This window comes from Stenotrophomonas sp. 80084_Sma, from assembly GCF_056481995.1.
Genome location: NZ_CM151177.1, coordinates 1,646,842 through 1,667,358 on the forward strand (window position 1 = coordinate 1,646,842; position 20,517 = coordinate 1,667,358).

The following is a 20,517-nucleotide window of genomic DNA, read 5'->3' on the forward strand; positions in this document are numbered from 1 at the left end:
CACCCGGAACGTTCATGGGGTTGCCGGCCCGCGGCCGGCACTACCCGTTGGTTCAGAGCGCTTCGAGCTGCTTGCGCAACGCAGCCAGCTGCGCGCGCAGGGTGTCGTTCTCGCGGGTCAGCGCGACCACGCGGCGGCGCAGCGCCGGGGCATCCTCGCCCAGCTGCTCCAGTGCCGACAGCACCTCGGCGTCGCGGCTGGCGATCTGCTCTTCGTCCGCTTCCTCGAAGTCCATCTCGGCTGCTTCCGGCTTCGGTGCACGCGGCTTGCGCTTGGACTCGCGCACGCGCTTGGCGGCCTGCTTCAGCTCATCCTTGCCACCGGCGGCAGCGGCGCGCTGCTCGTCTTCCGGCAGGTCGGCCACGGCAGCAGCAGCGCTGATCGAGATCACGCCGGCCTTCACCGCTTCCACCACCTCGGCCGCGGCCTGGGCGTGGATGCGTTCGATCATGCCGACCTGGCTGGTGCTCAGCTTGGCCTCGCGGGCCAGCTCGGCGCGGCTGATCTTCGGTGCCGGTTCCCACGGCGGGCTGTCCTCACCCGCGTCCTCGATGGCTTCGGCGGTGCCGTCGCTCTCGCGCTGCAGCTGCGCCTGCTCGATCTGCTTGCGGGCGGCCAGGATGTCGCGCTTGCGCAGCGCCAGCACGCCGCGCTGGAAGTCGGACACGCTGCGGCGGCCCAGGTGCTGCTCGATCATCCACAGGTGCACGTCTTCCATGCTCTGGAAGCGGGTGTTCTGCACGGTATTGAAGGGCAGGCCATGCTTCTGGCAGATGCCGAAACGGTTGTGGCCATCGACCAGCACATCACCCCACAGCACCAGCGCATCGCGGCAGCCTTCGGCCAGGATGCTGCGCTCCAGCGCGTCATGTTCGTCCGCGGTCAGCGGGTCGATGTAGGCCTTGAGTTCTTCTTTGACGACGATATCCATGGGCACGGCAGCGAGCAGGAGCGGAACCGCCCATTGTACCCGCTCGCCACCGCCGGCCCGGGCTCAGGCGGTGGCCCTGATCATCTCGCCCAGGGTGCCGGTGATCTGGTCGATCTGTGCCTTGTCCACGATCAGAGGTGGCGACAGCGCGATGATGTCGCCGGTACAGCGCACCAGCAGCCGGCCGTCCTGGAAGCAGCGCCGGAACACCTCGTAGCCACGGCTGCCGGGGGCATCGCGGCGCGGCGCCAGCTCGACCGCGCCGACCAGCCCGAAGTTGCGGATGTCGATCACGTTGGGCAGGCCCTGCAGCGCGTGCAGCCGTTCCTGCCAATATTCGCCCAGTTCGATGGCACGCTCGAACAGGCGCTCCTCGGCATAGACCTCCAGCGTGGCCAGCGCTGCGGCGCAGGCCAGCGGATGGCCGGAATGGGTATAGCCATGGAACAGCTCGATGGCCTGCGGCGGTGCCTGCAGCAGGGTTGCATGCACGGCGTCGCTGGCCAGCACGCCACCCAGCGGTACCGCGCCGTTGCTGACCGCCTTGGCGAAGGTCAGCAGGTCCGGGGTGACCCCGAAGCGCTGCGCGGCGAAGGGCATGCCGACCCGGCCGAAACCGGTGATGACCTCGTCGAACACCAGCAGGATGCCGTGGTGGTCGCACAGCTCGCGCAGGCGCTGGAGGTAGCCGGGCGCGGGCAGGATCACCCCGGCCGAACCGGCAATGGGCTCGACGAACACCGCCGCGATGGTCGAGGCATCGTGCAGCGCGATCAGCCGTTCCAGGTCGTCGGCCAGCTCCGCGCCCTGGCGTGGCAGGCCCTTGCTGAACGCATTGCGCGGCAGGTCCAGGGTATGCCGCAGGTAGTCCACGCCGCCCAGCTGCAGGCCGAACGCCCTGCGGTTGTTGGGCAGCCCACCCAGCGCCATGCCGCCGAAACCGACCCCGTGGTAAGCCTTCTCGCGGCTGATGAAGCGGGTGCGCTGGCCCTCGCCACGCTGGCGGTGATAGGCCAGCGCGATCTTCATCGCGGTATCCACCGCCTCGGAGCCGGAGCTGGTGAAGAACACATGGTTGAGCGGGGCAGGCGCCAGTGCGGCCAGCCGCTGCGCCAGCGCGAAGGCCGGCGGCGAGCCCATCTGGAAGGCCGGCGAGTAGTCGAGGGTACGTGCCTGCTCGACGATGGCGTCGACGATGCGTGGGCGGGCGTGGCCGGCGTTGCAGCACCACAGGCCGGCAGTGCCGTCGAGGATCTGGCGGCCGTCGACGTCCTCGTAGTGCATGCCTTCGGCGCGTACCAGCATGCGCGGCGCGGCCTTGTACTGGCGGTTGGCGGTGAACGGCATCCAGTACGCGTCCAGTGACTCGGGGCGCTGGGTGGCCAGGTCGTGCAGGTCGCTTTCGGGACGCTTCATGCCAGCTCCATCGGGTCCGATGCGACGAATGTAGCGCAGCCGCGTCACGGTGGAGTCGCGGCGGTCCCGGTATAACCAAAGCTCGTTGACCGCTGGAGCTTCCCATGGCCGATTTCCCCAACCGCAGCCACTGGCAGGCGCTGTCCCTTCAGCTCTCGATGCCGGGCCAGGCCTTCATCGATGGCCGATATGTCGATGCCGCCAGCGGCGCCCGCTTCGACTGCATCAGCCCGATCGATGGTCGCGTGCTGGGCGCGGTTGCCGACTGCGACGCGCAGGATGTCGAACGCGCGGTACTGGCCGCGCGGCGCAGCTTCGAGGCGGGCCACTGGTCGCAGGCGAGCCCGGCGCATCGCAAGCGCGTGTTGCTGGCGCTGGCCGCGCTGGTGGAAGCGCACGTCGATGAACTGGCGCTGCTGGAAACCCTGGACATGGGCAAGCCGGTTCGTGACGCACGCCGTATCGACCTGCCCGGTGTGGTGAGGTGCCTGACCTGGACCGCCGAAGCGGTGGACAAGCTGTATGGCGAGATCGCGCCGACTGGCCCGCACGAACTCGGACTGGTCACCCGCGAAGCCGCTGGCGTGGTGGCGGCCATCGTGCCGTGGAATTTCCCGTTGCTGATGGCCTGTTGGAAGATCGCACCGGCGCTGGCGATGGGCAACTCGGTGGTGCTCAAGCCTTCGGAGCGGTCGCCGCTGAGTGCGCTGCGGCTGGCGGCGCTGGCCGCCGAGGCGGGCCTGCCGGAGGGCGTGCTGAACGTGCTGCCGGGCCATGGCGCGCGCGTTGGCGAACCGCTGGCCCTGCACATGGACGTGGATGTGTTGGCGTTCACCGGTTCCACTGCCACCGGCGCGAAGTTGCTTGAGTATTCCGGGCGATCCAACCTCAAGCGGGTCTGGCTGGAATGCGGCGGCAAGAGCCCGCACGTGGTGTTCGCCGACGCTCCCGATCTGGACGCGGCGGCCAAGGCCGTGGCGCAGGGCATCTTCTTCAACCAGGGCGAAGTCTGTACCGCCGGGTCGCGCTTGCTGGTGCAGCGCTCGATCCGTGAGGATTTCGTGCACCAGGTGGTTGCTTATGGCCAGCACATGCAGCCGCAGCATCCGCTGGACGCCGACGCGCCGATGGGCGCGCTGGTGGACGCCGCGCATCTGGACAAGGTGATGCGGGATATCGCACGCGCCGAAGCTGAAGGTGCCCGCCTGCTGCTGGGGGGGCATCGTGCCGAGGTGGAGGCGGGTGGCAGCTATGTGCAGCCCACGGTGTTCGACCAGGTGCGCCCGGAGCAGGCCTTGGCACGCGAGGAAGTGTTCGGGCCGGTGCTGGCGGTGCTTGGCTTTGACGACGAGGCCGAAGCGGTGCGCCTGGCCAACGACAGCCGCTACGGACTGGCCGCCGGTCTCTGGACACGCGATCTGGGCCGCGCGCATCGGGTTGCGCGCCAGCTGCGCGCCGGCAGCGTATGGGTGAACGGCTGGGATGGCGGCGACATGACCGCACCGTTTGGTGGTTACAAGCAGTCCGGCAACGGCCGGGACAAATCGCTGCACGCCTTCGATAAGTACAGCGAGATCAAGGCCACCTGGATCCAGTTGTAACGACGTGGCTGCTTGACCGCTGTTCGCTCTTTGTAGAGTCGAGCCTTGCTCGACTACTTTTCGTTCTTCGGTAGAGCCGAGCCATGCTCGGCTGCTTCTCGCGAAGAGCAGTCGAGCATGGCTCGACTCTACAGAAGGCAGACAGCTGTCGAGCTACCGGCAGCGGGTACTCACCTGCAGCACTGCCGCACGCAGCATGTCGCGGTCGGCTTCTTCGACGGCGTTCTGGAAATACTCCATGTCCTGCTTGCCCAGCTCGCAGGGGTCGACAATGTACCCCGGTGGCCACAAACCCAGCAGTTGCGCTACGCCATGCACGATCTGCTCCGGCGTCATCTGCCGGCGGATCCGGAAGTAATTGCGGCGCGGCGCGAATGCCGGGTGTATCTCGCGGCGACCAATAAGGCGCGGAGCGACACCCGCAGCGCTGATGCCGTCGCCACCGTCGATGCTGCCCGCCGGGAGGCCCAGGATCAGCGGCGCCGCAACGGCCGTTTCCTCTGCGGCTGGTAGGGTGGAATCTGTCTGGGCAGCCGGGGCAGGACGTGGCATCGCCGAAGCGGCCGGACGCGTCACCTGTGCGGAGCGCAGGGTAGGCTGTTGAGGCGCCAGCGTCGGCGGTTCCGGCGGCAGCCAGCGCAGCGAGATCCTTGCGTCGTCGTTACTGCGCAGCATGATCCTGCCGCTGCCCAGCAGCCACACTGCCATCAATCCATGCACCAGCAGCACCACCAGCCATGCCGCCATGCGCGGCAGCTTCGGCGAATCGGACCACGACAGCGCGACTGCAGTCATCGGCAAAGCATCCATGCAGGGACCGGTGGCGCAGCCTAGCGGGTGGCCCGAAAAATTCCGTTGGCATCGGTGTCGGCTGAAACCATCGCCCCGTGCGGCCACCGGCCCGTGGCAGAATCGGGCGATCCGCCGTTACCCGTGTTGCCGATGTCGACGATCACCGCTGCCGCGCCGTCCGTGAATTCCCCCAGTCGAGTCCTGCTGGCCAGCCTGATCGGCACCACCATCGAATTCTTCGATTTCTATATCTACGCCACGGCCGCCGTGCTGGTGTTCCCGCACCTGTTCTTTCCGGACAGTAGTGAGCAGGCGGCGCTGCTGCAGTCACTGGCAACGTTCGCGGTCGCGTTCATCGCGCGTCCGGTGGGCTCGGCAGTGTTCGGCCACTTCGGTGACCGTATCGGCCGCAAGGCCACGCTGGTGGCCGCGCTGCTGACCATGGGCCTGTCCACGGTGCTGATCGGTTTGCTGCCGACCCACGCGCAGATTGGCTTGTGGGCCCCCGCGTTGCTGGCGCTGTGCCGCTTTGGCCAGGGCCTGGGGCTGGGCGGCGAGTGGGGTGGGGCAGTGCTGCTGGCCACCGAGAACGCACCGCCGGGCAAACGTGCCTGGTACGGCATGTTCCCGCAGCTGGGTGCGCCGCTCGGCTTCCTGCTGTCGGCCGGCATTTTCCTGGTGCTCGGCCGCTGCCTGAGCCAGGATGACTTCCTGCAGTGGGGCTGGCGTATCCCGTTCGTGGCCAGCGCACTGCTGGTCGGCCTTGGCCTGTGGGTGCGCCTGAACATCCACGAGACGCCCGATTTCAAGAATGCGCTGGAGCGCAAGGCGCCGGTGCGGCTGCCGATGTGGACGGTACTGCGTGACCATCCGGTGCCGATGCTGCTGGGCACCCTGGGCGCGTTCGCCACCTTCGTGCTGTTCTACCTGATGACGGTGTTCAGTCTCGGCCATGGCACCGCGGTGCTGGGCTACAGCCGCGAGCAGTTCCTGCTGATGCAGATGGCCGGCATGCTGTTCTTCGCGCTGGGTATCCCGCTGTCGGCGCGCTATGGCGACCGTTGGGGCACGCGACGCACGATGATCGTCGCCAGCGTACTGATCGTCGGTTTCGGTGTGCTGTTCGCGCCGCTGTTCCAGCCGCACAGCCCGTGGCTGGTCACTGGCTTCCTGTGCCTGGGCCTGTTCCTGATGGGCCTGACCTACGGCCCCTGCGGCACCTTCCTGGCCGAGATCTACCCGGTGGAGGTGCGCTATACCGGCGCGTCGCTGTCTTTCAACCTGGCCGGCATCCTTGGCGCGGCACCGGCGCCGTACCTGGCCACCTGGCTGGCCGAACGCTTCGGCCTGGTCGCGGTGGGTTACTACCTGTGCCTGACTGCGGTGGCGACCCTGTGCGCGCTGGTGGCATTGCACCGGCGCGCCCTGAGGCTCAACCAAAGAAGCGCTTGAGCGTACGCCCCAGCCAACCGCCCCCTTGGTGCTCGCGGGCGAACTGGTTCAGGTGCGCCTTGACCTGTTCGGCATAGGCCTGGTCATCACCGCGTATGTGATTGAACAGCCAGCGTGAGAGCATGGTGCGCAGTTCGTCGCTGATGTCCTCGCCGGCCTGGAAGCGCATGCGGTATTCCGATACCCGCTTGATGAAGACCTCATGCACGCGCTTGTGCGCGGCACAGAACGGGTAGCCCGCTTCTTCCATCAACTCTTCTTCAAATGCGAAGTGCGACATGGTGTAGTCCACGACCTCGTCGATCACTTCACCCACCGCCGCACGCTGCATGCTGGCCTGGGCCACGTGCAGGTGGTTGAGCATCTCGATGATGCGGCGGTGTTGTTGGTCGATCACATCGATGCCGATGTTCAGATCGTCCTGCCAGACCAGTAGTGCCATCCCCGGCTCCCCTTCGTGCGTATGTCGGGGCCGACTGTAGAGCCGCCGCGCGGGTGCGGCGTTGATCTGGATCAAAGCGGGCCGGTCAGGGCAGGGCGGGCTCGCGCGGGCGCAGCGGGCTGGCCACCGTGGTGCAGCTGACCCGGTTGCGGCCACCGGCCTTGGCCAGGTACAGCTGGCGGTCGGCCTCGGAGATCAGCCGATGCAGCGCATCACGCTGCGGGCGCAGGCAGCACAGGCCAATGCTGACCGTCATGCGAAGCGTCGCGGTGCCAATGTCCACTTCCAGTGCGGCGATGCGCTGTCGCAGTTCCTCGAAGTACTGCAGTGCCTCGTCCTGTTCCATGTCCGGCACCAGCAGGCAGAACTCCTCGCCACCGAAGCGTGCGATCAGGTCCTGGCTGCGTGCATGCGCGGCCACCGCACCGGCCACCGCACGCAGCGCATCGTCGCCGGCCTCGTGGCCGTGGGTGTCGTTGATGTGCTTGAAGTGGTCGATGTCGATCATCGCCACCGCCACGCACTGGCCATGCAGCTGCAGCTGCGGCAGCTGGCGCTGGCTCTGTTCCAGGAAGCAGCGGCGGTTGGGCAGGCCGGTAAGGAAGTCTCGGGTGGCCAGATCCTGCAGGGTGCCGATCAGTTCCAGCTGGTCCACGTTCTGCGAGACCCGGCAGAAGAATTCCTCGCGCGAGAATGGCTTGCGCAGGAAGTCGTTGGCACCGTTCTTCAGGAAGCGCGGGATCAGCGATGCGTCGGTGTTGCCGGAGATGCCGATCACCGCCACCTTGTCGCGTGAGCGCAGGGTGCGCAGGCGGCGGGTGAATTCCACGCCCTGCATGCCGGGCATCTCCTGGTCGACCACCGCCAGGCGGATCGCCGGATGCGCCTCGATCGCGGCCAGGCCCTCGTTGCCATCGGCCGCTTCGTGCACCTCATGGCCATACATGCGCAGCAGGGCGGCGGCATAGCCGCGCGCGGACGGGGAATCGTCCACCACCAGCGCCGCGATGCGGCGGTTGCGTTCCAGCCGCTGCACCAGCCACACCAGGTAGTCGATGCTGCCGGGGGTATTCTTCAGTACGTAGTCGATGATCTGCTGCTGCAGCACGCGCTTGCGCAGGTCCTCGTCGTACACGCCGCTGACCACCACGGTCGGCAGGTCGCGCTTGAGGAAGAACTCGACCACCGCATCGCGGTCGCCGTCGGCCAGCACCAACCCGGTCAGCACCAGGAACCAGCCGCCACCCTCGCTCAGCAGGCGATCGGCCTCGGCCAGGGTGGAGGCGATCACCACCGGCAGTTCCAGGCGCTGCTCGATGGCTTCGCGCAGCATGCCGGTAAAGGCACGGGAATTTTCGACCAGCAGGATCCGCTGCGGCAGCGGATCGGCCAGGTCGCCATCGACGGCGGCCTGCGGCAGGACGGGCATGATGCGGTGGCTCACGAAGGAGGGCTCGGCACGGATAGCGGCGGTTTCGGGTGTAACTTTAGCGGCGAACGTTGCGCGCCGGGCCAGATCCCGTGTCAGGCCGCCGCTGGCGAGGTGTGGGTGATCGATTCATGCAGGACCAGTCGCAGGCGATTGCCCCGGCAGTGGACCGTTCCGCCGTAGGCAAGCATCCGTCCGGCCAGACGCTCGACGGCCTGTTGGGTGGTGCGTGTCGACAGCGTGCAGTCACGGTCGAGCAGGCTCACGATAGCAACGATGCCGCGACGTCCGCCCGCCTGGCCACTTCGGGCACGCACGCAGACCTGCCCAGTCTCCAGCTCCAGCAGCAGTGACACCGCCTCGATCAAGGAGCGGTAGATGGCCAGTTGCAGATCCACAGTCAGCAGGCAGGGGTTACCCGCCAGCCTGGGCGGAATGACGCGATGCGTGTTGTTCCAGATCTCGCATGCGCCGCCTGCTTGCAGCGCGATGTACAACCCGACCTGTTCCAATCCAGTGGGGTAGACCATGCTGGCCTGCTCGCGGAACAGACGTGAGTGCACGGATGACGCGTGTTGCAGGCTGTTCGCCACGGCATGATGGCCCTGCGATTTGAGCCAGCTGACCATTTCAACGAGCGAGCTGTCCATGCCGTCGCCCAGACGCTTCAGATGGGCGGCCCGTTCACGCAGCTCACGTTCGCTGGTCTGGTGAGAACTGCGTGTCAGGCGCAGCGTCGTTTCCTCGGCCAGACCGCGGGATCGGGCGCGCTGATGGTGATAGCTGATGCTGGAACCGAGCGCAAGCAGCGCGACACTCATCACCGCCATGTTCTGTTGGGTGGAAAACGTGCCCAGATCAAACGAGGCCGGCAGGCCGGTGCTGGGGGTGGCGAAATGAAGTGGAAGGTTCAACAGTGGAATCGCGATGGCAGCGCCACGCCATCCATGCATGAAGGTCAGGGTGATGGCTGGGAGTGCCGCCAATAGCACAAGGTGGGTACGGGTCGAATGGGCATCCGTCGAAATCAGCTGCATGCACAGCCCCAGGGCCAGCATCAGAGCAATGGCCACGAGGGATGGAACGAGCAACCTCTTCTGCCATGGAGAACCGGAGCGCCGCCGGGCCCAAAGAAGGGCCAGGGGGGCCATGGTAATGATCGCGGCAAAATGACCAAATACGACTCTTTCGGCAGCATCCAGCAGGGTGTCCGGGGGAGGAACTGGCCACAGCAGGCGAGAAAGGCTCAGGTTGAGGCCGGTAACCGCAACCGCTGCCGAGATTGAAAGGGACAGCAGCCAGAATCCGGTGGCTGCCTCGGATATGGTTTTTCTCAGATGGAGGTGAACTACCAGCATCGCCATCGGCATCAGCAGCGTGGACGCCAGGATGACCCATTCCAGACCGTACTCGTCGATCGTAGGGATGCGCAGATATGCGAAGTAGCCCAATTCTCCCAGCAATACATAAGGCCATCGGCGTTGTGGAACGATCAAAAGCGCTGCCACGCGGATACCGGCGGGAAGGAAAAACTGGTCCAGGGAAAACTGTCGGGCGGAAACGCAGGCAATAGCGTACGCGGCAGCCAAGAGAAGCCCGGCCGGGTGCACTGGAATGCCGGCTAGTGCCATGTTCTTCACGGCGCTCCATCTCGGATGGGCTGGTACGCGAGCAACGCTCACATTCCCTCGGGGCGGTAACGGTCCAGCGGCGAAAGTAGCGGTACTTCGCGGGGTGTGCAACGGTATTGGCAGAAACTCCGCCGTTGTCCGTATCCACGTAGGGCGAGTGATGCGAACGGCGGGGTTGTGAGCGGCGCAAGTATGCTGACAGGGAAGCGTGTCCTGAGATTGTTCACGTCGCCAGGGGGGCACTCAGGGGATATTGCACTATCTACCAAGGCCGCGCCTGTGTTGCCTTGATGTTGTCCACCTTTCAATCATGGAGATGCCTGTGAGATTTTCCCGGTTGTCGAAGTTGAGCGCCGCTGCTGCGCTGCTGGTCGTTCCTGCGCTGTCGTTTGCATGCTGTCCCGGCGGAGGGCAGGGTGTACCACTGGCAACGGCTGGGTTGGGAGAGAGCCAGCCTGCGGCGCTTGATCTGAGTTCAGATCCCGCATGGCTTGTCTACGCATTCGAGCGGGATGGAGTGTCGTACTACCAGGTCAATGATCTGACCGGCCAGGTCAATCTGATCGTTGCCAACATCGAATCGACGTTCTGGGCATTGCCGGCCGGCAAGACCGTAGCTCGCGTGTCGTTGCCGTCCAAACCTTTGGCGATACCGAAGAATGCTCGCCGCAGCGTTGTCTTCCGCGGGCCTGATTTTTCTCTGGTCGTCTATGGAGAGGGCCGTGGGGCAGTCTGGTCCGTCGAGCGCGAGGTCAGTAGCAAATGACGGGCTGAATACAGGTGGCCTGCCTGTGGCTTGCTTCGCAGAGCGAGGAAACACCTCTGCGGGGGGCGAGCCACAGGCGTCGCCTGGGCTATCGATCGTCCGTCTGCGATCACTGGCGCGCGGGCGTCTCGCAAATGTCGTTTCGCTTGTATGGAAGTGTTCCGCGCTCGGCCTCGCCTGCAGTGTCCAGCAACACCATGGTGATGCGGTGGCCCCGGCATTGCACGCGTCCGGAATAGGCGTGCACGCGTGCAGAGAGGCGATCAATGGCGCTCTCCATGGTTCGCGAGGCGAGTGTGCGATGTCGGTCCAGCAGCGCGACCCTCAGCACGATACCGTGCACGCCTCTATAGCGACCGCAGCGAGCGCTGATCTGGATCTGGCCGGATTCGTCCTTCAGGAAAAGGGATACGGCTTCGGCAAAGGTGCGATACGCGGCAAGCTGCAGGCCCATGCTCAGCTGGCATGGATCCCCGCCAAGTATCGGACGGACGATGCGATGGCTGGCGTTCCAGGTTTCGCTGAGTCCCCCGGCACGCAAGGCGACATAGAGGCCTGCATGCTCGAGCTCCGTGGGATAGACCATACTGGTCAGTTCACGGAATCGTCGTGAGCGTTGCGAGAAGGTGCGGAGCAAATCAGACGCAGGAACTTCATGGCCATCGGCCTTGAGTTGTTGCACTGTCTCTCCCAGAGCCTCTTCGATGTCATCTGCAATCTGGCGCAGGCCCAGCGCGCGTTCGCGCAGGTCCTGCTCGTTGGCAAGATGCGCCGAGCGCGAGAGTGCATTGACCCGCGATGCTGACATCGCTACAGGTGTGCGCTGATTGTAATGATGGGTGATGCGCGGTCCCAGCGCGATAAGCGCTGTACTAGTGATGGCAATGATCTGCTGGGTGAAGAAAGTGGTCTCGTCGAATGACCCGGGCAGACCTGTGGTTGGCATGGTCTGGCTGAGGATGATGTTCATCAGAGGAACACCCACAGCCGCCCCTCGCCAACCGTGCATGCAAGTCAGTGCGATGACTGGCAGCACCAGCAACAACTGCAGTGTTGCTCGTGCCGAGTGATCCTCCGTGCTGACCTGGAGCAGCAGGGCGCCCAGCATGCCCAGCGAAGTGAGGGCTGCGATGGTCGGTCGGCGTCGCCAGGTCGTCCAGTCATAGCCGCTGTGTCGGCGTATCCAGAGCAGCGCCAGGGGCGCGACCGTAAGGATTGCAATGTAGTCGCTGAGCACGTAGAGCATCGCGTTCGTGTAGAACGGCATGCTCGGCGGAACTGGCCACAGCATGTGAATCAGACCGAGCTTGAGAGCAGTGGCCACCAGCGCAGCGGATGCCGCGATCGAAAGCAACCAGCTTTCGGTAGTGGAAGCAATCAGCTTGTGATGAAGATGAACGATCAGCGCCACTGCTGGTATGAGGCATGCGGATCCGAAAATGACCCAGGCCATTCCGTAATCTTCAATCATCGGATAGCGCATGTGGGCGAAGTAGGCATACTCGCCAAGTACCAGATAGGCCCACATTCGCTTCGGGGTCAGCAAGAGCGCCGCAACACGGATTCCAGCCGGAAGGAAGAACTGATCGACGGAAAGGTGCCAGGTGGTCCAGCACGCGACAGCGTAGAGTACCGCCAGCGCAAGGCCTGCCGGGCGGATACGGAAACTCAGCTCAAACCCATTTCTCAGCCACTTCAAACGCAAGCCTCCCCTGCTCGTCGAACACTATCGCTGTCCAGTCGATACATGACGCACTCCCTTCAGCGCGACAGTATCGATAGATTCAGATGGGCGCAATCTCACCCTACTATCCGTGATGCGGACATACGAAAAGGAGACTTGGAGAATGTCACGACAAGGTTGTGATATTCATCGCATTTTTCACCGGGCTACAAAGAGTGGGGGGCTGTCCCGGGCGGCTGCAGTCCGGCAGGTACACCGGTTCCCCAGACCGAGGCCTCTTCGCCCTGTGATGCATCGGCTGCTTCAACCAGCATCAGCCTGATTCTCCTACGGCCACAATGCAGCGCACCACGATAGGCGGTTATCCGAGCAGATAATTGGGACGTTGCAAGATCGAGGGTTGCCGTTGACAGCGTCTGATGCGGATCCATCGCCGCAACCACAACGACGATGCCGCGGTGGCCGGCACGTTGCCCGCAGCGGGCCTGGACCATGAGCTGGCCTTTCTCGCTGCCCAGGAGGATCGAAACTGCTTCGACGATCGAGCGATAGGCTGCCAGCTGCAAGCCGGGGCTGAGCTGACACGGATCACCCACCAACCTGGGTTGCCCGATTCGATGCGTGGCATTCCACGCCTCACGCACTCCACCCGCCTGCAAGGCCACGTACAAGCCCAGCCGTTCCAGGGCGGCGGGATAGATCATGCTGGCCTGGGCCCGGAACAGGCGTGAATGCACCTCCGAGGTATGCCGCAGGCTGTCGGCCACGGCGTGATGGCCCTGCGCATGCAGCCAGTTCACCATTTCGTTCAGCGACAGGTCCATGCCATCGCCCAACTGGCGCAGATGGGCCGCGCGCTCACGCAGGTCCATCTCGCTGGCCAGATGTGAATTCCGTGCGAGCTGCAGGGCCGCTCTGCCATCTTCCTCGCGCAACCGGTGCTGGTTCTGGAAGTGGGTGATGCGTGCGCCAAGCAGCAGGAGGGCGATGCTGGCGATGGCCATGGCCTGCTGGGTAGCGAAAGTGGCCGGGTCGAATGCCGTCGGATGGTCGGCGGGGGTGCTGACGCCAAGAATCATGTTAACGGCGGCGACACCGATGGCCGCACCGCGCCATCCCAGCAGGCAGGTCAGGGCGATTGCGGGAATAGGCAGGATCAACAACAACTGCAGCGAGCCAGGCGCCGTGATCGAGGCAGGTACCGGAGTCGCCTGCAGGCCAACGACCAGCATGGCTGCGAGTGCTCCTGCCACAGCAGCAACTGACCGGGGCGTCCATTGCTCCTCGGCGCGACGGATCCAGAGCAGTGCGAGTGGCGCCAGGATGAGGATGCCGGTGAAGTCGCCCAGCGCATAGCGCAACACGTTGGTGATGAATGATGCGTTCTGCAACGGCTCCCAGAGCAGGTACGAGATTCCCAGGTTGAGCAGGCTGATGACCGTCGCGGCGCATACCGCAATGGAGATCACGCCGAGGATCGTGGTGCGCGCAAGCAGCTTCCGGTGCAGGCGCACGATCAGCATCACGGCGGGCATCAGGAACACCGAGGCCAGGATCACCCAGGTCAGGTTGTATTTGCTGATCAGGGGGATGCGCAGATGCGCGAAGTAGGCGTATTCACCAATCAGCAGGTAGGGCCACAGTCGAGGCGGGCACAACAGCAATGCGGCCACCCGTACGCCGGCAGGCAGGAAGAACTGGTCCAATGACAGCTTGCGCGCACCCCAGCAGGCGACGGCATAGACGAGTGCGAGCACCAGCCCCTCGGGGCTGACCCGTATCCTCACCAGCAGGCCGTCTTTCCACCACTGCATCCACGTGCTCCCCCAGCTCCTGCACCGATTATGTGGGCGGGAAGGGTTCCGCTACCACAACGCATCCCGCAGCTTGTACCACGACATCGCTGCCACCAGCAGCGGCATCCGCAGCAGCCGCCCACCAGGGAAGGGCGCGTGCCGCAGGCGCTGGAACACGTCCAGACGCTCGCTCTGGCCGGCAATGGCGGCGGCGATCACCTCGCCGGCCAGCCCGGCGGCGGCCACCCCATGGCCGGAGAACCCCTGCGCGAAGTACAGGTTGCCGTCCAGCCGACCCCAATGCGGGGCGCGGTTGCGGGTAATGTCCACATAACCACCCCAGACCTGGTCCAGTGCCACGTCGGCCAGCTGCGGGAACACCTGGTGCATGCGCCGCTGCATCACCCCGCGCAGGCCGGGTGGGGGCAGGGCCGAGTAGCTGGCGCGGCCGCCGAACAGCAGCCGGTGGTCGTGGCTGAGGCGGAAGTAGTCCAGAGCCCATGCGGTGTCGGCCACGGCCATGTTGTTGCCGATCAGCGCCCGGGCGCGTTCAGCACCCAGCGGTTCGCTGGCGCCGATATAGGTGCCGACCGGCATGATCCGCCGCTCCAGCACGGGCAGCAGGCCCTGCAGCCAGGCGTTGCCGGCCACCACCAGATGCGCAGCGCGCACGCTGCCCTGAGCGGTATGCAGGGAAGGCTGTGGTCCCCGCTGCACGCGGGTCACCGCGGAGTTCTCGTGGATCACCACGCCGGCGGCGCGCGCCGCGTCGGCCAACCCGCGTGCATACGCCAGCGGTTGCAGGTGCGCGCTGAGCGGGTCGAACATCGCGGCGCGGTAGCGTGGGCTGTCCAGCTGCGCGCGCAGGGCATCACGGTTCCACCATTGCATCGGGTAGTCGTAGTGGCGCTGCAGGTGCTCGCAGTTGGCCAGTAGTTCACGCTCATGCCGTTCGCGGATGGCGACGCTGGCATGGCCTTCCACCCAATGGCAGTCGATGCCGTGGCGATCGATGCGGGTGCGCATCGCCTGCACCGCGTCACGCGACCAGTCGAACAGGTGGCGTGCATCGTCGCGGCCGAGCTGGCGCTCCAGCTCGTCCACCTCGCAGCCATAGCCCACCAGCGCCTGGCCACCGTTGCGACCGGACGCGCCCCAACCGATCCGCTGCGCGTCCAGCACCACCACGCGCTGGCCACGCGTAGCCAGTTCCAGTGCTGCGGTCAGGCCGGTGTAGCCCGCGCCAAGCACTGCGACATCGGCCTGCACATTCCCCTGCAGCGAGGGAAGTGCGGGCGGCTCGGGCAAGCTGGCGGCGTACCAGCTGGGCGGGAAGGCGGCGCTCATCGCAGGCCTTGCGGGCGCAGTACGGACGGGCGGAGCGGGGGAGGGCGATCAGCGTTCACGCGCTTAGTTTCGCCGATGCGTGACGGCCATGGTGTGACGGCGACGACTTGCCGCGTTCGCCGGGCGACGGGTAACGTGTCGGCACGCCAAGGAGTTTTCCCATGCGCCGCCTGCCCTGGGTGGGCCTGCCCACCGACAGCACCGTGCTCGGCCATCACCGCTTCGCGGTGGCCGGCGAGAAGTACGTGCGCGCGCTGGCCGAGGCGGCCGAGGTGACCCCGGTTGTGTTGCCGAGCCTGCAGCCTCCTTTGCCGGCTGGCGAATGGCTGCAGGGGCTCGATGGCCTGCTGTTGACCGGCGCGGTCAGCAACATCGAACCGCAGCACTACGAGGGCGGCCGCAGCTGGCCAGGCAATCCGCACGACCCGGCCCGCGATGCCAATGCCTTCGGGCTGCTGCGCGAAGCGCTGGCGTTGGACCTGCCGGTGCTGGCGATCTGCCGCGGCTTCCAGGAGCTGAACGTCGCGCTGGGTGGCAACCTGCATCCGCAGGTGCACGCGGTGCCTGGTCTGGCCGACCATCGCGAAGACCCGCAGGCGCCGGTGGAGGTGCAGTACGGGCCGGCCCACACGGTCACCCTGGCCGCTGATGGCTGGTTGGCGCGGTGGAGCGGCAGTGACCGGACGCAGGTCAATTCGGTACACGGGCAGGGTATCGCTCGTCTGGCGCAGGGGCTCCAGGTCGAAGCCGTGGCCGATGATGGCCTGGTCGAGGCGGCACGCAGCCTGCACCATGATTTCGTGCTCGGCGTACAGTGGCACCCGGAGTGGCGTGTCATGGATTCGCCGTTCTATCACGCTATTTTCCGTGCGTTCGGCCAAGCTTGCCGGCAGCACCAACAGAACCGACTGGATTCCCGATGAGTTCCCGAACGCGCCCGCGCAAGACGGCTACGCCCCCCGCACCGCAGGAAAGCAGTCTGCTGCGTTGGCTGAAGGAGCGGCGCATCACCGAGGTCGAGTGCCTGGTGCCGGACATCACCGGCAACGCGCGCGGCAAGATCATTCCGGCTGACAAGTTCTCGCACGACTACGGCACGCGGCTGCCCGAAGGCATCTTCGCCACCACCGTCACCGGCGAGTTCCCTGACGATTACTACGACCTGACCTCGCCGTCGGACTCGGACATGATGCTGCGCCCCGATCCGGACACGGTGCGCATGGTGCCGTGGGCGGCCGATGCCACCGCGCAGGTCATCCACGATTGCTACACCAAGAGCGGTGAGCCGCACGAGCTGGCACCGCGCAACGTGCTGCGCCGCGTGCTGGCGGCCTACGCCGAGCTGGGCCTGCGCCCGGTGGTGGCGCCGGAGCTGGAGTTCTTCCTGGTGCAGAAGAACACCGACCCGGACTTCCCGCTGCTGCCACCGGCCGGCCGCTCCGGGCGTCCGGAAACCGCGCGGCAGTCGTACTCGATCGATGCGGTCAACGAATTCGACCCGATTCTCGACCTGATGTACGACTACGCTGATGCGATGAAGCTGGACGTGGACACGCTGATCCACGAATCCGGCGCGGCACAGCTGGAGGTCAACTTCACCCATGCCGATGCGATGGACCTGGCCGACCAGGTATTCCTGTTCAAGCGCACCATGCGCGAAGCGGCGATGCGCCACGGGGTGTATGCCACGTTCCTGGCCAAGCCGATGGAAAACGAGCCGGGCAGCGCCATGCACATCCACCAGAGCCTGGTGCGGGTGAGCGATGGCAGCAATGTGTTCGCCGGTGAGACCCATGCCGAGGGCGAGTTCAGCCCGGTGTTCGGCCACTACCTGGGCGGCCTGCAGAAGTACGTGCCGCAGGCGATGGCCTTCTTTGCGCCGAACGTGAATTCCTATCGCCGGCTGGTGTTCGGCGAGGTCTCGCCGAGCAACGTGCACTGGGGCTATGACAACCGCACCTGCGGGCTGCGTGTGCCGCTGGACACGCCGGAGAACATGCGCGTGGAAAGCCGTTTCGCCGGGTCCGATGCCAACCCGTACCTGGCGATGGCGGCGACCCTGGCCTGCGGCCTGCTGGGCATCCGCGAGCGGCTGGCACCGGATGCGCCGGTGACCGGCAGCGCCAAGGAACTGGGCTACAACCTGCCGCGCTCGCTGGGCGAAGCGCTGGACGGGCTGGAGCAGTGCAGCGAGCTGCAGGCCCTGCTGGGCGAGCGCTTCTGCCGTGCCTACATCTCGGTCAAGCGCAAGGAATACGAGACCTTTTTCCGTGTCATCAGTTCGTGGGAGCGCGAGTTCCTGCTGCTGAACGTCTGAGCATCTGGAATAGAAAAATCCGCCGCCGGGGGGTAGGCTGGCACCCGTTGCCGGCCCCGCCGGCCCCCCTTCCCGCATTCTGGAGCACCCGATGAAGCTGCGTATCCTCACGCTCGGCCTGGCCTCCGCCATGCTCGCCGCCTGCAGCGGTGGCAACGGCGGCGCGCAGGACAGCCAGGTCCTGAACGTCTACAACTACAGCGATTACATCGCCGAGGACACCATCCCGACCTTCGAGAAGGAGAGCGGCATCAAGGTGACCTACGATGTGTTCGACAGTGATGAGATGGTCGAGACCAAGCTGCTGGCCGGCAACAGCGGCTACGACGTGGTGGTGCCGACCCTGAACTTCTTCGGTCGCCAGATCCAGGCCGGCGTGTTCCTGCCGCTGGACAAGAGCAAGATCCCGAACCTGGCCAACCTCGATCCGGCGGTGATGAAGCGCATCGCCACCCAGGACCCGGGCAACCAGTACGGCGTGCCGTACATGATCGGCACCACCGGCATCGGCTACAACGTGGAGATGCTGAAGCAGCGCTTCGGCGGCAGCACCGACATCGCCAACAGCTGGGACCTGGTGTTCAAGCCGGAGAACATCAGCAAGATGAAGGACTGCGGCGTGACCATCCTGGACACGCCGGCGGACATGATTCCGATCGCGCTGCATTACCTGGGCCTGGACCCGCACAGCGGCGACCCGGCCGAGCTGCAGAAGGCGGCCGACCTGCTGAAGTCGATCCGCCCTTACGTGCAGAATTTCCACTCCTCGCAGTACGTGGGTTCGCTGGCCAATGGCGGCACCTGCCTGGTGGTGGGCTGGTCGGGTGACATCATCCAGGCCCGCGACCGCGCCGAGGAAGCCAGCAATGGCGTGCACGTGGCCTACTCGATCCCGAAGGAAGGCGCCCCGCAGTGGTTCGACATGCTGGCGATCCCGAAGGACGCCAAGCATCCGGAAGCCGCGTACGCCTTCATCAATTACCTGCTGCAGCCGAAGGTTGCCGCGGCCAACACCAACTTCATCCACTACGCCAACCCGGTGCCGACCGCGACCCCGCTGGTGGATGAGGCGATCCGTACCGACCCGACCATCTACCCGCCGGCCGACGTGGCCGCGAAGATGTTCACGTACTCGATCAACACGCCGGAAACCGACAAGCTCTACACCCGGCTGTGGACCGAGGTGAAGACCGGCCGTTAAGCCGGTCTGGCGCCGCCGGGCCATGCCCGGCGGATTGCTTCATCCTTGGCCGGGCGCGGTACCGCCGCCCTGGTCAAGGTGCCGCAGGATCGCCGGCAACAGGTCACGTGCATCGCGACCGCCGTTGCACAGGAACGACGAACTCATCCGCTGCAGGTTGTGCATGCCGATGAAGAACAGCCCCGGATGCGGTGAAACGCCGAACTCGCCGAGCGGATAGCCATGTGCGTCCAGCACGCCCTGCACGTCGAGCCACGGCCATTCGGCGACGAAGCCGGTGGCCAGCACCACCGAACGGATGCCTTCCGTCCGCAGATCCAGTTCACGCGGGGCGGCGTCCGGCTCCCAATGCAGATAGACCTCGTCGGGAATGTAGCGGGCATCGTCGGTGCGCGGTTCGGGCCGCGTGGCGTAGTACGCGCTGGCCAGCGAATCGAGATAGGCATATTCGGTCCGTGTCGCCTCGATCGCGGTGCGCAGCTGCGGGCGCACATCGGCGAAGCGGGCGACGTTTCCATCGAAGCCCTGCAACCGACCCAGCAGCCTGATGCCTGCGCGGTGCATCGCCAGCAGGCTGATCGAGCTGCCCAGGCCGGCACGCCCCTTGCCGGAAATCAGCGGGAATTCGGCGGTACGGGCCTTGCGCAGCGCATCCGGTTCTCCGGCCAGGACGGCGGCCGCTTCACTCACATGCTGGTGGATACGCCCGGCCATGTCCCACCAGGTCATCGAGTCCTTGCCGCGCAGCCGGCGGGTATGCGAATGCCGCTGGGCCAGTGACCAGTGCACGCTGCGACCGCTGTCGCGCAGGTCCTGGGCGATCTGCGCGCCGGACTGGCCGCCACCGATGACCAGCACGCCGCCGTCGGGCAGCTGGCGGGGGCTGCGGTAGTCGCCGGAGTGCAGCACCGTCAGACCCCGCGCGGGCGCGAACGGGACCCGGGGCATCCGCGCGCGCCGGTACTCGCCGGTGGCGACCACAACCGCCCCAGCGCGGATCAATCCGTGGCTGGTTTCGATGGCATAGCCGCCCGATTCGGGCGTGACCCGCTGAACCGCACAACCTTCGCTGATCGGCAACGAACGTTCGTCGGCATAGTCGCGCAGCCGCCGGATCACCTCCGGGGCCCCCATGAAACCTTCCGGGTCGTCACCCGCATAGGCATGGCCGTGCAGGGCCATCGTCGCGTTGGCGGTGTTGGTCTGGAACGAATCCCAGCGCCGCTGCCAGCTGGCGCCCACGGTTTCGGCCTCCAGCACGCGATGCTCGACGCCGGCTTCCTGCAGGAGCGCGCTGAGGGACAGCCCGGCCTGGCCGGCGCCGATGATGACCAGCGGCAGCGTTGCAGGCAGGGAGCCCGGCATGCGGGGCGGGAAAGGGGAGGGGCGGTCCGGGGAAGTCACCAGGATGGGTCCATGCAGGGGCTTGATCCGGGCCATTGCGCGGGGAATGCCCCGGGCCTTCAACAGATCCGGTTCTGAAAAACGTTGCAGATCGAGGCGTCGCCTGTGGTGTCTGGCCGGGACGACCGCAGGGGCGTCCAGGGGAGCCCGGGCCTTTGCGCGGACAGGCCACCATGGCGGGGGAAAACCGACACTCCCAGGGCCCCCGGGGCTGGCCAGCGGCCGCTTCCGCCTGCCGCCGTCATATCCCCTGGGCCCCCCGGCCGTTAGAATGGCGGCCGCTGTCCACCGCCCGCTCCCGGAGCCCC

The 20,517-nt window shown here is 65.9% G+C and carries 16 protein-coding genes; 6 read left to right on the forward strand and 10 right to left on the reverse strand.

Features of this window, described 5'->3' with window-relative positions; translation table 11 throughout:
* Positions 1-52: 52 nt before the first annotated feature.
* On the reverse strand, positions 53-931 hold the full coding sequence (locus ACZK3W_RS07685) for a plasmid replication/partition related protein (RefSeq protein WP_032127886.1): 879 nt from the start codon (positions 929-931) through the stop codon (positions 53-55).
* Positions 932-994: 63 nt separating this feature from the next.
* A complete protein-coding gene (aptA, locus tag ACZK3W_RS07690; protein WP_478450619.1) occupies positions 995-2,347 on the reverse strand; it encodes an omega-aminotransferase AptA in 1,353 nt (450 codons plus the stop codon).
* 104 nt (positions 2,348-2,451) lie between these two features.
* Between aptA and ACZK3W_RS07695 the strand changes: the two genes are divergently transcribed.
* Positions 2,452-3,948, forward strand: a complete 1,497-nt coding sequence (locus ACZK3W_RS07695; RefSeq protein ID WP_293798857.1) for an aldehyde dehydrogenase — start codon at positions 2,452-2,454, stop codon at positions 3,946-3,948.
* 153 nt (positions 3,949-4,101) lie between these two features.
* Here ACZK3W_RS07695 and ACZK3W_RS07700 read toward each other — a convergent pair whose 3' ends face one another.
* Complete coding sequence (locus ACZK3W_RS07700; RefSeq protein WP_125893489.1) at positions 4,102-4,743, reverse strand: hypothetical protein; 642 nt, start codon at positions 4,741-4,743, stop codon at positions 4,102-4,104.
* Positions 4,744-4,890: 147 nt separating this feature from the next.
* On the opposite strand from ACZK3W_RS07700, the gene ACZK3W_RS07705 reads away from it, so the two are divergent.
* Positions 4,891-6,192, forward strand: a complete 1,302-nt coding sequence (locus ACZK3W_RS07705) for an MFS transporter (RefSeq protein WP_478450620.1) — start codon at positions 4,891-4,893, stop codon at positions 6,190-6,192.
* Here the strand turns inward: ACZK3W_RS07705 and ACZK3W_RS07710 are convergent.
* The 3 genes from ACZK3W_RS07710 to ACZK3W_RS07720 form a co-directional block, all read right to left on the reverse strand.
* Positions 6,173-6,634: a bacteriohemerythrin gene (locus ACZK3W_RS07710; protein ID WP_004151683.1), complete on the reverse strand. Its 462-nt coding sequence runs from the start codon at positions 6,632-6,634 to the stop codon at positions 6,173-6,175. The genes ACZK3W_RS07705 and ACZK3W_RS07710 overlap by 20 nt on opposite strands.
* A gap of 85 nt (positions 6,635-6,719) precedes the next feature.
* Positions 6,720-8,063 carry a diguanylate cyclase gene (locus ACZK3W_RS07715; protein ID WP_032127881.1) on the reverse strand — a complete coding sequence of 448 codons (1,344 nt, stop codon included), beginning with the start codon at positions 8,061-8,063 and terminating at the stop codon, positions 6,720-6,722.
* A 95-nt stretch (positions 8,064-8,158) separates the two neighbouring features.
* Positions 8,159-9,694 carry an MASE1 domain-containing protein gene (locus ACZK3W_RS07720; protein ID WP_125893544.1) on the reverse strand — a complete coding sequence of 512 codons (1,536 nt, stop codon included), beginning with the start codon at positions 9,692-9,694 and terminating at the stop codon, positions 8,159-8,161.
* Between the two features lie 346 nt (positions 9,695-10,040).
* On the opposite strand from ACZK3W_RS07720, the gene ACZK3W_RS07725 reads away from it, so the two are divergent.
* On the forward strand, positions 10,041-10,460 hold the full coding sequence (locus tag ACZK3W_RS07725) for a hypothetical protein (protein ID WP_260467283.1): 420 nt from the start codon (positions 10,041-10,043) through the stop codon (positions 10,458-10,460).
* A gap of 109 nt (positions 10,461-10,569) precedes the next feature.
* Here ACZK3W_RS07725 and ACZK3W_RS07730 read toward each other — a convergent pair whose 3' ends face one another.
* The 3 genes from ACZK3W_RS07730 to ACZK3W_RS07740 all read right to left on the reverse strand — a co-directional run bounded on the left by ACZK3W_RS07730 (position 10,570) and on the right by ACZK3W_RS07740 (position 15,287).
* A complete protein-coding gene (locus ACZK3W_RS07730; protein ID WP_125893546.1) occupies positions 10,570-12,159 on the reverse strand; it encodes an MASE1 domain-containing protein in 1,590 nt (529 codons plus the stop codon).
* A gap of 191 nt (positions 12,160-12,350) precedes the next feature.
* The gene (locus ACZK3W_RS07735) at positions 12,351-13,958 is read right to left on the reverse strand and encodes an MASE1 domain-containing protein (RefSeq protein ID WP_125893495.1); all 1,608 of its coding nucleotides are present in this window, start codon (positions 13,956-13,958) and stop codon (positions 12,351-12,353) included.
* Between the two features lie 51 nt (positions 13,959-14,009).
* Positions 14,010-15,287, reverse strand: coding sequence for an NAD(P)/FAD-dependent oxidoreductase (locus tag ACZK3W_RS07740; protein WP_125893497.1), 1,278 nt, complete (start codon positions 15,285-15,287; stop codon positions 14,010-14,012).
* A 161-nt stretch (positions 15,288-15,448) separates the two neighbouring features.
* On the opposite strand from ACZK3W_RS07740, the gene ACZK3W_RS07745 reads away from it, so the two are divergent.
* The 3 genes from ACZK3W_RS07745 to ACZK3W_RS07755 all read left to right on the forward strand — a co-directional run bounded on the left by ACZK3W_RS07745 (position 15,449) and on the right by ACZK3W_RS07755 (position 18,805).
* Positions 15,449-16,210, forward strand: coding sequence for a gamma-glutamyl-gamma-aminobutyrate hydrolase family protein (locus tag ACZK3W_RS07745; protein ID WP_125893499.1), 762 nt, complete (start codon positions 15,449-15,451; stop codon positions 16,208-16,210).
* Positions 16,207-17,604: a glutamine synthetase family protein gene (locus ACZK3W_RS07750; protein ID WP_049423285.1), complete on the forward strand. Its 1,398-nt coding sequence runs from the start codon at positions 16,207-16,209 to the stop codon at positions 17,602-17,604. Before ACZK3W_RS07745 ends, ACZK3W_RS07750 begins: the two co-directional genes overlap by 4 nt.
* Before the next feature lie 91 nt (positions 17,605-17,695).
* Positions 17,696-18,805, forward strand: coding sequence for a polyamine ABC transporter substrate-binding protein (locus ACZK3W_RS07755; RefSeq protein WP_125893501.1), 1,110 nt, complete (start codon positions 17,696-17,698; stop codon positions 18,803-18,805).
* Between the two features lie 39 nt (positions 18,806-18,844).
* On the opposite strand, the gene ACZK3W_RS07760 is transcribed toward ACZK3W_RS07755, so the two are convergent.
* Positions 18,845-20,245 (reverse strand): flavin-containing monooxygenase, encoded by a 1,401-nt coding sequence (locus ACZK3W_RS07760; RefSeq protein WP_125893503.1) that lies wholly within the window; start codon positions 20,243-20,245, stop codon positions 18,845-18,847.
* Positions 20,246-20,517: the final 272 nt, after the last annotated feature.